Annotated in this window: 13 protein-coding genes; 6 read left to right on the top strand and 7 right to left on the bottom strand. The window is 60.8% G+C overall.

Translation table 11 applies throughout. From position 1 onward, the window contains the following. The first annotated feature begins 12 nt into the window (after positions 1–12). Entirely contained in the window at positions 13–1,029 is a 1,017-nt protein-coding gene (locus KW837_RS04185) for an ABC transporter substrate-binding protein (protein WP_218394624.1), read from the top strand. A gap of 230 nt (positions 1,030–1,259) precedes the next feature. After that, positions 1,260–1,697 carry a DUF3995 domain-containing protein gene (locus KW837_RS04190; RefSeq protein ID WP_218395150.1) on the top strand — a complete coding sequence of 146 codons (438 nt, stop codon included), beginning with the start codon at positions 1,260–1,262 and terminating at the stop codon, positions 1,695–1,697. A 108-nt stretch (positions 1,698–1,805) separates the two neighbouring features. Here the strand turns inward: KW837_RS04190 and KW837_RS04195 are convergent, their stop codons facing one another. From KW837_RS04195 to KW837_RS04225, 7 genes are all read right to left on the bottom strand, one after another. Next, complete coding sequence (locus KW837_RS04195; protein WP_007895414.1) at positions 1,806–2,168, bottom strand: Na+/H+ antiporter subunit G; 363 nt, start codon at positions 2,166–2,168, stop codon at positions 1,806–1,808. After that, entirely contained in the window at positions 2,165–2,443 is a 279-nt protein-coding gene (locus KW837_RS04200) for a K+/H+ antiporter subunit F (protein ID WP_008012107.1), read from the bottom strand. The genes KW837_RS04195 and KW837_RS04200 overlap by 4 nt, the downstream gene beginning before the upstream one ends. Beyond that, entirely contained in the window at positions 2,440–2,928 is a 489-nt protein-coding gene (locus tag KW837_RS04205) for a Na+/H+ antiporter subunit E (RefSeq protein WP_192342790.1), read from the bottom strand. Before KW837_RS04205 ends, KW837_RS04200 begins: the two co-directional genes overlap by 4 nt. Continuing rightward, on the bottom strand, positions 2,925–4,610 hold the full coding sequence (locus tag KW837_RS04210) for a monovalent cation/H+ antiporter subunit D (RefSeq protein ID WP_218394625.1): 1,686 nt from the start codon (positions 4,608–4,610) through the stop codon (positions 2,925–2,927). The genes KW837_RS04205 and KW837_RS04210 overlap by 4 nt, the downstream gene beginning before the upstream one ends. After that, positions 4,607–4,951 (bottom strand): Na+/H+ antiporter subunit C, encoded by a 345-nt coding sequence (locus tag KW837_RS04215; protein ID WP_008029186.1) that lies wholly within the window; start codon positions 4,949–4,951, stop codon positions 4,607–4,609. The genes KW837_RS04210 and KW837_RS04215 overlap by 4 nt, the downstream gene beginning before the upstream one ends. Next, on the bottom strand, positions 4,951–7,881 hold the full coding sequence (locus tag KW837_RS04220) for a monovalent cation/H+ antiporter subunit A (protein ID WP_218394626.1): 2,931 nt from the start codon (positions 7,879–7,881) through the stop codon (positions 4,951–4,953). The genes KW837_RS04215 and KW837_RS04220 overlap by 1 nt, the downstream gene beginning before the upstream one ends. A 275-nt stretch (positions 7,882–8,156) precedes the next feature. Beyond that, positions 8,157–9,161: a DMT family transporter gene (locus KW837_RS04225; RefSeq protein WP_218395151.1), complete on the bottom strand. Its 1,005-nt coding sequence runs from the start codon at positions 9,159–9,161 to the stop codon at positions 8,157–8,159. Positions 9,162–9,176: 15 nt separating this feature from the next. Here KW837_RS04225 and KW837_RS04230 point away from each other — a divergent pair, with 15 nt between their 5' ends. From KW837_RS04230 to KW837_RS04245, 4 genes are all read left to right on the top strand, one after another. Then, the gene (locus KW837_RS04230) at positions 9,177–9,740 is read left to right on the top strand and encodes a helix-turn-helix domain-containing protein (RefSeq protein ID WP_192342793.1); all 564 of its coding nucleotides are present in this window, start codon (positions 9,177–9,179) and stop codon (positions 9,738–9,740) included. A 129-nt stretch (positions 9,741–9,869) separates the two neighbouring features. Then, positions 9,870–10,214 carry a hypothetical protein gene (locus KW837_RS04235; protein ID WP_218394627.1) on the top strand — a complete coding sequence of 115 codons (345 nt, stop codon included), beginning with the start codon at positions 9,870–9,872 and terminating at the stop codon, positions 10,212–10,214. Between the two features lie 158 nt (positions 10,215–10,372). Beyond that, positions 10,373–11,800 carry an FAD/NAD(P)-binding protein gene (locus tag KW837_RS04240; RefSeq protein WP_218394628.1) on the top strand — a complete coding sequence of 476 codons (1,428 nt, stop codon included), beginning with the start codon at positions 10,373–10,375 and terminating at the stop codon, positions 11,798–11,800. A 489-nt stretch (positions 11,801–12,289) separates the two neighbouring features. Further along, positions 12,290–13,999, top strand: coding sequence for a ShlB/FhaC/HecB family hemolysin secretion/activation protein (locus tag KW837_RS04245; protein WP_256348596.1), 1,710 nt, complete (start codon positions 12,290–12,292; stop codon positions 13,997–13,999). Positions 14,000–14,006 lie beyond the last annotated feature (7 nt).

The raw sequence follows: 14,006 nt of genomic DNA on the forward strand, positions 1-14,006 counted from the left end.
AGGTGCAAAAGCATGAGGGGATTTCGACGGTTACTGGCCGCTACCCTGGCCACGTTCGGTTTATTGGCTTCACCCGTTCCGGTGTTCTCTGCCCAGGCGCCGATTCATTTTGCCGACCTGAACTGGGAAAGCGGCAGCCTGATCACCGATATCCTGCGGATCATCGTCGAGAAGGGCTATGGCTTGCCGACCGACACCTTACCGGGGACGACCATTACCCTGGAGACCGCGCTGGCCAACAATGACATTCAGGTCATTGGCGAGGAATGGGCCGGTCGCAGTCCGGTCTGGGTCAAGGCTGAGGCCGAGGGCAAAGTGGCGGCCCTGGGCGATACGGTCAAGGGTGCTACCGAGGGCTGGTGGGTGCCGGAGTATGTGATCAAGGGCGACCCGGCCAAGGGCATCAAGCCGATGGCGCCGGATCTGCGCAGTATCAGTGATCTGCCACGCTACAAAGACGTGTTCAAAGACCCGGAAACCCCGGGCAAGGGGCGTTTTCTCAACAGCCCGATCGGCTGGACGTCGGAAGTGGTCAACAAGCAGAAGCTCAAGGCGTATGGGCTGGACGACAGTTACGTGAATTTTCGCAGTGGTTCGGGGGCGGCACTGGACGCAGAGATCAGCTCGTCGATTCGTCGCGGCAAGCCGGTCCTGTTCTATTACTGGTCGCCGACGCCGTTGCTCGGCCGTTTCAAGCTGATTCAGTTGCAAGAGCCACCGTTCGACGCCGACGCCTGGAAAACCCTGACCGACGCGGACAACCCCCATCCGAAACCAACGCGTTCGCTGCCCTCCAAGCTGTCCATCGGCGTGTCCACGCCATTTCAAAAACAATACCCGCAGATTGCCGAGTTCTTCACCAAGGTCGATTTACCGATCGAAGCGTTGAACAAGGCCCTGGCTGACATGAGCGAAAAACACACCCCGCCACGTCAGGCGGCAGAGGCCTTCATGAAGGCGCACCCGGACGTATGGCAGGCCTGGGTGCCGAAGGATGTGGCGGATAAAGTTTCTGCCGCCCTGAAATAGAGGGGGGGCAGAGGACTGGATTGATCCCGGTATTCCTGGCCGACGCGAATCCAGTGTGGGAACGGGCTTGCTCGCGAAAGCGGTTCGTCAGTCACCTCGAGGTTGGATGTGCCGCCGTCTTCGCGAGCAAGCCCGCTCCCACAAGGGGAACTCCGTCAATGACGAATACCCTTACAAAAACGCGTGAGGAAGTTCATCCTGCTGCAACATTTCATACCGGATGCCTGAATATGAGTCTTTTGGTCGCGCAATGGATTGCTGCAATCTTTTTATTGATCAGCCTGGTCCACCTGTATTGGGCGGCGGGTGGCAAATGGGGCAGCGAGGCGGCGGTGCCGCGTGTGTCCGGGGAGGGCGGTGAGGCATCAAGGCCGGCGTTCAAGCCGTCGGGCTTTGGCACGTTGCTGGTGGCGGTGGGTTTACTGCTGATCGCGATGCTGGTGTGCCTGCGGGTCGGATTGTATCTGCCCACGGTGCATCATTGGTCCCTGCAGTGGGTGATCAGCGCGATCGCGATGCTGATGTTCGCCCGGGCGATCGGCGATTCGAATTTGGTGGGGTTCTTCAAGCAGGAGAAGGACTCGAGATTTGCCCGCCTTGATACGTGGGCGTATTCGCCGCTGTGTGTGGTATTGGGGGCCGGATTGCTCACAGTGGCCTGGATTTGAAAAGCTTCGCGGGCAAGCCTCGCTCCTACAAGGTCTGCGCATAACATAACCTGTAGGAGCGAGGCTTGCCCGCGAAGAGGCCCTGCAATTCAACGCAAATCTATGGATTCAACTCCCGCTTTCGGTCCGCCGACTACTCACCTCAGCCGGCACATCATCCCCCGCCATGCGCTTGCGAAACAACGCCGCCCGGGCCAGCAGCAGCGTGGTCACCGGCACGGTGATCGACAACAGAACCGGAATCAGCCAGGCATGCAGCACGGGCGCCGACTTGAGCGCCGAAAAGTAAATGATCGAAGCCAGTGCCACGCACCATGCGCCTAAAGTCGAGGCCAGCGCCGGTGGGTGCATGCGCTGGAAATAGTCCTTCATTCGCAGCAACCCGACCGCGCCGATCAGCGTAAACAGGCTGCTCAGCACCAGCAGAATCGCCACCGCAATTTCCACCCACAGAGACAGTTCAGGCCTCATTCGATCACCTCGCCACGCAGCAGGAATTTGGCCAGGGCAAACGAGCCGACGAAGCCGAACAGGGCGATCAGCAGCGCCGCCTCGAAGTAAGTGTCACTGGCATAACGAATGCCCAGCGCAAGCATCATCAGCATGGCGATGATGTACAGGTAATCCAGGGCCAGAACCCGGTCCTGGGCCGATGGACCCTTGAATAGCCGGATCAGGGTCAGAATCATCGCCATTGAAAAGATGAACAGGCTCAGCAGGATCGCGTTCGACAGCAATGCGCTCATTCGAAGATCTCCATCAAGGGGCGCTCGTAGGTCGTCTTGAAGTGCTGGATGAATCGACTTTCATCATCCAGATCGAAGACGTGCAGCAGCAAAATGCTGCGATCGAGCGCCAATTCCGACCAGACCGTGCCGGGCACCACCGTGCAGATCATCGACAGCGCCGCGAGGCCGTTGGCATCGCGCAAATCCAGCGGCACCTTGATGAACCGCGAGCGGGGCGCACGACGGCCCGCGTTGAGCACGCCCCAGGCCACGGCGAGGTTGGACACGATCACATCGCGCCCGACCAGCAAGAACAAACGCAGGATTACCCCTGGCCGACGAATGCGGACCAGCCGCGGCCGCAGCTTGCGCATCATCAACGGCGCGCAGAGCCCTAATATCGCGCCCAACAGCAGATTGCCGGGGCTCATCGACAGGTTCAACACCAGCCACAGCAGCCACAACGCCAACGACAACCAAGGTGCAGGAAACAGGCGCTTCATGGTTGCACCTCCAGCAGCGCTGCCTTGGCTTGCGGGCCTGGAATTACACGGGTTTCGAGCACCGCCATCACGTATTGCTGCGGGTTGTTCAATGCAACGGCCGCCGCTTGGGTGTAGCGCAGCAGCGGTTCGGCCTTGAACGTCAGCGCAATGCTCAGCCCCAGCAGAACGACGATTGGCACGCATTCCAGGCGCCGCAGCAAGGGCGACGGCCGCTCTTGCGGGGTCCAGAAACGCTGGATGCCCAAACGCGAGAAAGCGATCAACGAGGCCAGACCGGACAAGATCAACAGGACGAGAAACCCCCACGCGCTGTTCGATATCGGTTCGTCGCTGCCATTACCCAGCCCCAGCGGATTGAGCAAAGCGCTGAGCAGGCTGAGTTTGCCGATAAACCCGGAAAGTGGCGGCATGCCGATGATCAGCAGGGCGCAGGCGATAAAGCTCAAACCGAGGAAAGCCATGGTCCAGGGAATCACCTGGCCGACCACGGCTTTGCGGTCGTCATCGAGGTTGAAGCCTTTGGGTGGCTGCAAGGATTCGAGGGGCCGTGGCAGCAGCTCGCCGTCGTCGAACAGCGGCATTTCGTTGGCCGACCGCGAGCGCTCGATCAATTCGGCCAGCAGGAACAACGCGCTCAAGGCCAGGGTTGAGCTGACCAGATAGAACAGCGCCGCGCCGATCAGGTTCGGCTGGGCGAAACCGATGGCCGACAACAGGATGCCTGCCGATACCAGAATGCTCAGGCTGGCCATGCGCTCCAGGCGTTGCGCGGCGAGGATCGCCACGGCGGCGCAAACGATGGTCGCCATGCCGCCGTAGATCAGCCAGTCGCCACCGAAGTACGCCGATGCGCCGGCCTGCCCAGAGAACAGCAGCGTCCACAAACGCAGCAAGGTGTAGACGCCGACCTTGGTCATGATCGCGAACATCGCCGCCACCGGAGCGCTGGCCGCGGAGTAGGCCGGCACCAGCCAGAAATTCAGCGGCCACATCCCGGCCTTGGCCAGGAACGCCACCGCCAGAATCGCCGCGCCGGCATGCAGCAAGCCGCGATCGGCCTCCGCCACCAGCGGGATTTTCAGCGCCAGGTCGGCCATGTTCAGCGTGCCAGTAACGCCGTAGATCAACGCCGCGCCGATCAAAAACAGCGACGAGGCCAGCAGATTGATCGAAATGTAATGCAGCCCCGACGACACCCGCGCCCGGCCCGAACCGTGCAGCATCAGCCCGTAAGAGGCGGCCAGCAGCACTTCGAAAAACACGAACAGGTTGAATAGGTCCGCCGTCAGGAAGGCGCCGTACAGGCCCATCAACTGAATCTGGAACAGCGCGTGGAAACTCGAGCCGGCGCCGTCCCAGCGCGCCATGGCGAATAGCAGGGCGCTGACGCCGATGATCCCGGTCAGCACCAGCATCAGCGCCGACAGACGATCGACCACCAGCACAATGCCGAACGGCACCTGCCAGTTGCCCGGCAGGTACACACCGATGGAGCCCGGCACGCCGGTGGTTTGCGTCCATTGCAGCAGCATCACGGCAATGCCCAGCCCCAGCAGGCTGGAGAACAGATTGATTTTGGCCTTTAACGGGCGGTGTTTTTCGCCCAGCATCAGCATCACCGCGGCGGTCAGCAGCGGTAGCAGAATGGGGGCTGCGATCAGGTGCGCCATTGGATTCATTCTTTAGGCTCCCGGCCATCCACATGGTCGGTGCCGGTCAGGCCCCGGGAGGCGAGCAGCACCACCAGGAACAGCGCGGTCATGGCGAAGCTGATGACGATCGCGGTCAGCACCAACGCTTGCGGCAGCGGGTCGGTGTAGTGCAGCAAATCCTGAGGCACGCCATCCTTGATGTTCGGCTCCTTGCCGATGAACAGGCTGCCCATGCTGAAGATGAACAGGTTGACGCCGTAGGACAGCAGGCACAGGCCCATGACCACCTGGAATGTCCTTGGCCGCAGCACCAGCCACACGCCGGACGCGGCCAGCACGCCAATGGCGATTGCGATGACTTCTTCCATCAGATGGCTCCTTGCGTGGCAGCTGCTTTGGCCACGGGCTTGGGTTGCGCGCTGGTTTTATGACCGCGTACCGATTGGTGGGCGAGGGCGGTCAGGATCAACAGCGTCGAGCCGACCACCACGGCGTACACGCCAATGTCGAAGAACAGTGCGCTGGCGATGTGAATCTCGCCGAGCAGCGGCAATGCGAGATGCCAGGTGTGAGTGGTAAGGAATGGATACCCGGTCACCATCGCCCCGAGCCCGGTGACCGTGGCGAACAGCAGCCCGGTGCCCATCCAGCGCAGCGGCCGCAGGCTCATTTGTGCCTCGACCCACTGGGTGCCGGCGACCATGTATTGCAGGATGAACGCCACCGACATCACCAGACCGGCGACGAAACCGCCGCCCGGTTGATTGTGCCCGCGCATGAACAGGTAGACCGACACCACAAACGCAATCGGCAGCAGCAGACGCACCAGCACCGCTGGCACCATCATGAAACCGAGCGCGGTGTCGCTGGCGTGACGCGGGTTGACCAGGTCGGTGACCACGTCGGGCGCCAGCAAGCGCTGTTGGGCCGGCAGTTGCAGGCTTTCTTTCGGTGGACGGAAGCGTCGCAGCAGGGCGAACACAGCCAGGGCCACCGCCACCAGCACGGTGATTTCGCCGAGGGTGTCGAAGCCACGGAAGTCCACCAGCATTACGTTGACCACGTTGCTGCCGCCGCCTTCGGGCAGGGCGCGACTGAGGTAGAACGAGGAAATGTCGTTGGGCGTCTGGCGGGTCAGCATCGCGTAGGACAGCAGCGCCATGCCGCCACCGACCGCGATCGACAGCAGCAAGTCGCGGATACGGCGGATGCGTGCCTTGCGCAGGCTGCTCGGCAATGGCGAGACCTCTTCGATCCGTCGCGGCAGCCAGCGCAGGCCCAACAGGATCAGCACCGTGGTCACCACTTCCACCGCCAATTGCGTCAGGGCCAGATCCGGCGCCGAGAACCAGACGAAGGTCACGCAGGTCATCAGGCCGCAGACGCTGACCATGGTCAGGGCCGCGAGCCGGTGATACTTGGCTTGCCACGCCGCGCCAAGGGCACAGGCAATCGCCAGCAGCCAGAGGATCACGAACACGAACGAGCCCGGAATCTTCGGTCGGTCGCCCCAGCTCAGGCTGCTGTGCAGCATCGGGATCAACCCGGCCAGCACGGCGGCGAGCACCACCAGAAACAGTTGGGTTTGCAGGCGCCGGGTGCTGATCCGCCGCTCCAGACGACGGGCCAGGCGCATCATGATCACCAGGCCGCGCTCGAACAGGCGCTTGCCGTTGAAGTGGCTGATCACCGGCGGGTGCGGGAAGCGCCCGCGCTTGAGCTGATTGCGCAACAGTAGATAGAGGATGATGCCGCAGGACATGGCGATCAGGCTCATGATCATCGGCGCGTTCCAGCCGTGCCAGATCGCCAGGTTGTACTCGGGCAGCGTCCCGCCCACCACCGGCAATGCCGCCGCCGCGAGCAACGGGCCGACCACTTGAGCGGGGAAGATCCCCACCACCAGACAGGTAAACACCAGCAATTCCACCGGCGCGCGCATCCAGCGTGGCGGCTCGTGCGGGGTGTGCGGCAGGTCGGTGGCGGTCGGGCCGAAGAACACATCGACAGTGAAGCGCAGGGAGTAAGCCACGCTGAACGTCCCGGCGATGGTCGCGACGATCGGCAGGGTCATCTCGATCCAGGCCGTCGCGTTGATGAACACGGTTTCGGCGAAGAACATTTCTTTCGACAGGAAGCCGTTGAGCAGCGGCACGCCGGCCATGGAGGCACTGGCGACCATGGCCAGGGTGGCGGTGAACGGGATCAGTTTGATCAGGCCGCTGAGTTTGCGAATATCCCGGGTGCCGCTTTCGTGGTCGATGATCCCGGCGGCCATGAACAGCGAAGCCTTGAACGTGGCGTGGTTGAGAATGTGGAACACTGCGGCGACGGCGGCTAGCGGACTGTTCAGGCCCAGCAGCAAAGTGATCAGGCCCAGGTGGCTGATGGTCGAGTAGGCCAGCAGGCCCTTGAGGTCGTTCTGGAACATCGCGCAGTAAGCACCGAGCAACAGCGTACAGGCCCCGGCCCCGCCGACAATGTAGAACCATTCTTCACTGCCGGACAGCGACGGCCACAGGCGTGCGAGCAGGAAGACCCCGGCCTTGACCATGGTCGCCGAGTGCAGATACGCCGAGACTGGTGTCGGCGCCGCCATGGCGTGGGGCAGCCAGAAGTGGAAGGGGAATTGCGCACTTTTGCTCAAGGCGCCGATCAGGATCAGGGGCAGCAGAATAGGGTAGAGGGCATGTGCGCGAATCAGATCGCCGGCGGCCAGGACCTTGTCCAGGTCATAGCTGCCCACCACATGCCCGAGCAGCATGACCCCCGCCAGCAAACACAAACCACCGGCACCGGTGACCATCAACGCCATATAGGCGCCACGTCGCGCATCGGCGCGATGGTGCCAGTAGCCGATCAACAGGAATGAAAAGAGGCTGGTCAGCTCCCAGAAAAACACGATCTGGATCAGGTTGCCGGAGATCACCAACCCCAACATGGCGCCCATGAACGCCAGGAAAAACGCGAAGAAACGCGGCACCGGATCGTCCGGCGACATGTAGTAGCGGGCGTATAGCGAAACCAGCGTGCCGATGCCCAGCACCAGCATCGAGAACAGCCAGGCGAAACCGTCCATTCGCAGAACAAAGTTCAGGCCCAGGCTGGGCAGCCAGAAGAACTCTTCGCGGATCACGCCGCCATCGGCGATTTGCGGGTACAAGAGCGCGACCTGCACGGTGCCAATCAGGGCCACCAGGCCAGCCAACAGCGATTCGGTGTTACGCGCGTTGTGCGGCAGCAAGGCTGCCAGACAGCTGCCGATAAAAGGCAGAAGCAGTAGAACTATCAGAGACATAGGCTTCTAATCTGCGGAAGTTTGTGAAGCATCATACGTGCCAGCTCCCTGATCACCAAACGCCAAGCTGTCGCAGAATCCTACAAAATAAACGGCAAATTCGTGTTTATCATTGTTTCAGTGAGCGCGATTTCGCTTGTCCCGGCCCCTTCGCGAGCAAGCCCGCTCCCACATTAGGGTTTCGGTGCGACACTCATTGTGTGTACGCCGTAGATCCCCTGTGGGAGCGGGCTTGCTCGCGAAGACGATCCATCAGACGCCGCAGATATCGGGTCTTACCCTTGTGTTTCCCGCTCCAAATCCTCTTGCGCCGTAACAACCTTACCCTTGGTCTTCAACTCACTGACAATCACCGCCGCGACAATCAACCCCGCGCCAACCAACGCAATCGCCGGCAACCGCTCTCCGGCGATCCGCCCGACAATCCCGGCCCACACCGGCTCTCCGGCATAGATCAACGTCGCCCGCGTCGGCGAAACACTCTTCTGCGCCCAGTTCATCGCCACCTGAATCGCCGCACTCGCCGCGCCCAGGCCCAATGCGCTGCACAACAGCAACCAGGAGAACTCTGGAATCATTTCCTGAGTCGGCACCACCATCAGAAACGCCAGCACCGAAGTCACCGCCAGTTGCACCACCGTCACCCGGCGCACGTCGACCTGGCCGGCATAGGTGCTGATCAGAATGATCTCCGCTGCAATCGCCACGGCGCTGATCAATGTGGCGATTTCACCAGGGCTGAAATTGAACGAAGCGCCGGATGGCCCCGACAACAGCATCAACCCGGTAAAGGCCAGCATGATCCCGATGCTCGGCATCAACCCCGGACGCCGTCCCAGCACCAGCCATTGCAGCAACGGCACGAACGGCACATACAGCGCGGTAATAAACGCCGACTGACTGCTGGGAATGCTCTGCAAGCCCACGGTCTGCAAGCCGTAACCGAGCATGATCGCCACGCCGATAAACGCCCCGGCCTTGAGTTCGAACAGGGTCAGTTCGCGCAGATGACGCCAGGAGAACAGCGCCACGATGCTCGCCGCCGCAGCAAAACGCAGACCGACGAAAAACATCGGCCCGCTGACGGTCATCGCATGCTGCACCAGCAAAAAGGTTCCGCCCCAGACCATGGTGATCAGCACCAACACGCACTCAGCTTTGCTGAACCGTGAGAAGCGGGAGGAAGCAGGGGAGGAGTTCATCGACGTCATGACCTTGCGCGCTACCTGAGGGAGACGCACAATGCGCCGGAAGTTGGGCAGTATACTGCGCAACACCATCAAGTGAGCAATATAGTGCACAAAGATTCCACCCAACGGGCGTCGGTCCTCCAGCACGTCAGCCAGAACGTCCGACGTCTGCGCCATGCCGCCGACATGAGCCAGAGCGCCCTGGCGGAAAAATCCGGTGTCAGTCGCCGCATGCTGGTGGCCATCGAGGCCGGCGAGAAGAACGTCAGCCTGACCACCCTCGACCGCGTGGCCGAAGCGCTGGACGTTGCCTTCAGCGACTTGATCCAGGCCCCTGAAGCCCACGACCCGAGCCGCATCAATGAACTGGCCTGGACCGGCACGATCCCTGGCAGTAAAGCGGTGTTGCTGGCCAAAGCTACCGCCACTCGTGAAGTGGAACTCTGGGAATGGCGCCTTGAGCCAGGCGAGCATTACCCCTCGGAGCCGGATGCCGATGGCTATAGCGAACAGATTTATGTGTTTGAAGGCTGCCTGACCCTGATGCTCGGCAACGAGCCGCAGAAAATCGCGGCCGGTGAGTTCTTTATGTTTGCCAGTAATCAGCCGCATTCCTATCGCAATGAGGGGGACGTGGCGGCGCGCTTTGTGCGTAATGTGGTGATTTGATCGGTGTCGATTCTGTCGCGTAAAACACGTATATACCTGTTGCTTCTCACAGTAGACGATGTGCCTCGGATCCAACAATGATGAGTGCGCCGGCGAATGGCGGCCTACTCCTTAACATCGGATTCAGACATGTCTATTAATCACAAAAAGCCGTCAGAGCTTTTACCTGCACCCGTACTACCCGTGGCCTACGGCGACAATGTCTTTATCGAAGATGTCATTGCCGGTGCCCGGGTCGATATTGAATTGAACCGGAACGTCTATCCGGGACCGCAGGTGACCCTTGAATACAAGGTTGGCAACACTCCCAATAGATTAGTGATTCCACTTCAAGAGGGACGAGCATCATTCTTGATTCCTGCTTGCGCATTTATTAACAGTCTGTGGGTGGGGGGAATGCAGATGCGGTATTGGGTCGACGATCCATTCCATAAAAGCGAAGTGCTCGATTTGGGCGTATCGATGCGTTGGTGAGACAGGCCAGGCTGTTGGCGGGGCAACAGTGGAACATCTTGCATTTTTTAGTTGATGTGTTTTCTTCTACGTTGGGCTGTCCGGCAGCGCCGATGACTGACTGCATGGGGCGATATGCCCGACGTCTATTCAGGTAAACACTGACCAGTGAGAACGCCATGACTGATACCCCAAGCGGACAGGCGACCAAACCTATCCGCCACGCAGATATCCTGATCATCGGTGGTGGCCTGAGCGGCACGATGCTGGCGGCGCAGTTGTTGCGTTTACCGGGCAAGCGTCAGGCGCTGGTGATCGAGCCCCGCGCCGAACTCGGTCGGGGCGAGGCCTATAGCGCGGTCGAACTGGGGCATACGCTTAACGGCAACGCGGCGCGCATGAGTGTCGATCCCGACAACGCTGATGATTTGACCCAATGGCTCACCGAACACATCGCGGCGGGTGGATGGCCGGAGTCGGATCAGCAACATGTGCCAGTCAGTGAATTGTTCCCGCCGCGTGGGCTGTTTGGGGTCTATGTGCAGCAGCGTCTGGCCGAAGCGCAGGCAGTGGGTGAGCGCCACGGTTCGACCGTCGAACATGTGCGTGCCGAAGTGGTGGACCTGCAAACCCGGGACGATTCAGTGCAATTGACCTTGAGTGATGGGCAATGCTTGCAAGGCGCCTATGCGGTACTGGCCACCGGTATGTTCCCCGCCGCACGCACGCCACAGACCGAATCCAGCGGCCTGAACGCCGCCGCCCTCGACCCGTGGGACGTGGCTTCCATGCGGCAGCTCGATCCACAATCCACGGTGCTGATCATCGGTTCCGGGCTGACCATGGTCGATGCCGTCGTGTCGCTGGAGCAGGCCGGGCATCGCGGGCCGATCGAAGTGTTTTCCCGGCATGGGCTGTTGCCCCACGTGCGTAGGCAGCCGCCGGCCTGGGCGGATTTTTTGGCCGAGGATCACAGCATTCGCACACCGCGTCAGCTGATGCGCGAACTGCGTCGGCATTGCCGCGACGCCATCGCCCAAGGCATCGACTGGCAAGCGCCACTCGACACGGTGCGGGCGCACATCGGACGGTTGTGGAACCAGGCGACGGACGTGCAACGCCGGCAATTCGTGCGCCATGTGCGGCCGTGGTGGGAGAGCCATCACCATCGCTCACCGCCGTTGAGTGCCGAGTTGGTGGCGCGGCTGCACGGGGAAGGGCGGTTGCGGATTCATGCTGCATCGTTCAAAGGGTTGGAGCCTTCGTTGAGCGGTGGGGTGAGTATCCGCATCCGTCGCCGTGGTGAGGCCGAAACCTGCGTGGTGCATGGCGCGGCACTGATCAATTCCAGCGGCATCGAATACGACTGGCGGCGGGTGGCGCGGCCATTGCCGCAGCAGCTGTTGGCGCGCGGGTTGGTGCGGCCGGGGCCATTGGCGTTGGGCATTGCCGCCGCGGATGACGGCGCGGTGTTAGGCGCTGATGAGCTGGTCGCCAACCGTTTGTTCGCCATGGGCCCGCCGCTGCGCGGGATGTGGTGGGAGAGCACGGCAGTGACCGACGTGGCGAGCCAGGCCAAGTCTCTTGCGGCGCGATTGGTGGATTGACCGACAGTTGGAGGGGGTCTTTTCGGGCCTCTTCGCGAGCAAGCCCGCTCCCACATTTGATCTCAGGCGTACACAGATAGTGTGTTCACCGAAGATCCCCTGTGGGAGCGGGCTTGCTCGCGAAGAGGCCAGTACAGTCACTACAACGCTCAGGCCACTAAACAAGCATTGTTTAAACGACACTCTTTTCCACGTCGACCCCGAGGTCGATAACGCAACCCTGCTGGCCGCAACCCAACGGGGGCAAGCCTCTCGCCGCTGTATCGAGCCCGCTGCGTGGTTCAGTTGGTCTGACACAATTGATATTAATTTCCTTGTCGGCTGAATTTTTCAAAATGTGTGGGGTCTGTTTACCGTCCGTGATGGCTGGCGTCATTTAGCCAGCATTTTCTGGCATCAATTTCAGGGTGACCACGACCCTTCCCCTGCGGGCATCAACGTACGCCCTCAGCACTTATGACATGGAGCGTTATGCTTATCTCCCCACGGATGTGGCCGGTGCTGTGCGCGCTATTGCTTGGCTTGGGTACACAGAGCAGCGCCGATGGCGCCAGCCTGCCAACGCCGGGCGACCAGGACCTGATCCGCGATCGCCAGAACCGCCTGATTGAAGAACAGCAGCGTCGACTGGAAGAACTCAAGGACCTGCCGGGCAAGCCAACATTGCCCGCAACACCTGCCGGCCCAGTAGATACACGTTGCTTTCCTATCAAAGACATCGAACTCAAGGGCGCCGACAGTCTGTCCGCTGCCGACCGCGAGCGCTTGCTCAAGCCTTATATCGGTCAATGCCTGGGCGTCTCGCAACTCAACGAATTGCTCAAGGTCATCACCGACCATTACATCGGCAAGGGCATGATCACCAGCCGCGCTTACTTGCCGCAGCAAGACCTCTCCAGCGGCCACTTAAGTGTATTTGTAGTCGAGGGCAAACTTGAGGGTTTGAAGGGCGCTGACGACAGCCATATTTCCGATCGGGAACTGTCCATGACCTTCCCCGGTAAAACGGGCGAATTGCTCAATCTTCGTGAAATAGAACAACTGGTGGATCAGTTGAACCGCTTGCCCTCCAACCAGGCGCAAATGGAACTGACCCCCGGCGTTCAGGTCGGCGGCAGTAGCGTGCTGGTCACGAACACCCCGCAAAAGCCTTGGCGTGCCAGCCTGTCGCGTAACAACGACGGTCAGAAAAGCACCGGTGAACAGCAGTGGGGCGCAGGCTTTGAGTGGGACAGCCCGCTGGGGCTGGCCGATCAGTTGATGTTGCGCGGCGGCCATGACGCGGTGAGCGATCACCAGAAAACCTCGAAAAACGCCATGCTCTATTACAACGTGCCTTGGGGCTGGTGGAACTTCAGTTATACCTACAGCCAGAGCGAATACCGCTCCCAGGCCCAAGGCAATGGTTTCAACTTCAGCCAGAGCGGCGACAGCGAGAATCATCAATTTCGCGCCGAGCGCCTCGTCCATCGCGATGCAGTGAGCAAAACGTCGATCAATGCCGGCTTCGCCCATCTGCGCACTAACAACTACATCGAAGATAGCCGCCTGGATAACAGCAGCCAGCGTATTACCGAAGCCCAGTTGGGTATCAACCACGGCCGGCGTATTGGCCAGTCGTTCGTCAACCTGGACCTGGGCATGCAGCAGGGCATCGGCGCGCTGGATGCACAAGGCAACGACCAGCGTCGTGATGATGCCGGCAATCTTACCGCCAACGCTCGCTATCGAAAGTACACCGCCACGGCCAGTTACCTGTTGCCGTTCAACTGGCTGGGCGAGTCCTTCACGTTCAGCAGCCTCGCCACGGGCCAGCGCAGTGAAGACGTGTTGTTCAGCCCGCAACGCATCAGCCTGGGTGGCAGTTCATCGGTGCGTGGCTATAAAGACCAGTTTTTATCCGGAGACAGCGGCGGCTACTGGCGCAACGAGCTGCGCTGGACCCGCCCGGTGACGGTCGATTGGCTGCGCCCGGCACTGAGCGAGTACGGCACCAGTGTCGGCTATGACCAAGGCGTGATCAGCAATGACAGATACAACAGCGAAGTGCATGGCCGAATGTCCAGCAACTCCCTGGAACTCTTCGCCCGTGGCAAGTACCTCGCCACTCGCGTGACGTTCGCCCACTCGCTGGAACGCCCCTCCGTGCTCACCGAGCGCGAGGCGCCGATCTATTTCCAGGTCGATCTGTTTCTTTAATTCATTT

Origin of the sequence: Pseudomonas sp. PDM24 (assembly GCF_019218905.1) — a bacterium.
Taxonomy (GTDB): Bacteria; Pseudomonadota; Gammaproteobacteria; order Pseudomonadales; family Pseudomonadaceae; genus Aquipseudomonas.

Excerpts from the sequence above, each read along its gene's own strand:
- KW837_RS04185 (WP_218394624.1), top strand. The coding sequence starts at position 13 with ATGAGGGGATTTCGACGGTTACTGGCCGCTACCCTGGCCACGTTCGGT.
- KW837_RS04190 (WP_218395150.1), top strand. The coding sequence starts at position 1,260 with ATGAGTCTTTTGGTCGCGCAATGGATTGCTGCAATCTTTTTATTGATC.
- KW837_RS04195 (WP_007895414.1), bottom strand. The coding sequence starts at position 2,168 with ATGAGGCCTGAACTGTCTCTGTGGGTGGAAATTGCGGTGGCGATTCTG.
- KW837_RS04200 (WP_008012107.1), bottom strand. The coding sequence starts at position 2,443 with ATGAGCGCATTGCTGTCGAACGCGATCCTGCTGAGCCTGTTCATCTTT.
- KW837_RS04205 (WP_192342790.1), bottom strand. The coding sequence starts at position 2,928 with ATGAAGCGCCTGTTTCCTGCACCTTGGTTGTCGTTGGCGTTGTGGCTG.
- KW837_RS04210 (WP_218394625.1), bottom strand. The coding sequence starts at position 4,610 with ATGAATCCAATGGCGCACCTGATCGCAGCCCCCATTCTGCTACCGCTG.
- KW837_RS04215 (WP_008029186.1), bottom strand. The coding sequence starts at position 4,951 with ATGGAAGAAGTCATCGCAATCGCCATTGGCGTGCTGGCCGCGTCCGGC.
- KW837_RS04220 (WP_218394626.1), bottom strand. The coding sequence starts at position 7,881 with ATGTCTCTGATAGTTCTACTGCTTCTGCCTTTTATCGGCAGCTGTCTG.
- KW837_RS04225 (WP_218395151.1), bottom strand. The coding sequence starts at position 9,161 with ATGGTGTTGCGCAGTATACTGCCCAACTTCCGGCGCATTGTGCGTCTC.
- KW837_RS04235 (WP_218394627.1), top strand. The coding sequence starts at position 9,870 with ATGTCTATTAATCACAAAAAGCCGTCAGAGCTTTTACCTGCACCCGTA.
- KW837_RS04240 (WP_218394628.1), top strand. The coding sequence starts at position 10,373 with ATGACTGATACCCCAAGCGGACAGGCGACCAAACCTATCCGCCACGCA.
- KW837_RS04245 (WP_256348596.1), top strand. The coding sequence starts at position 12,290 with ATGTGGCCGGTGCTGTGCGCGCTATTGCTTGGCTTGGGTACACAGAGC.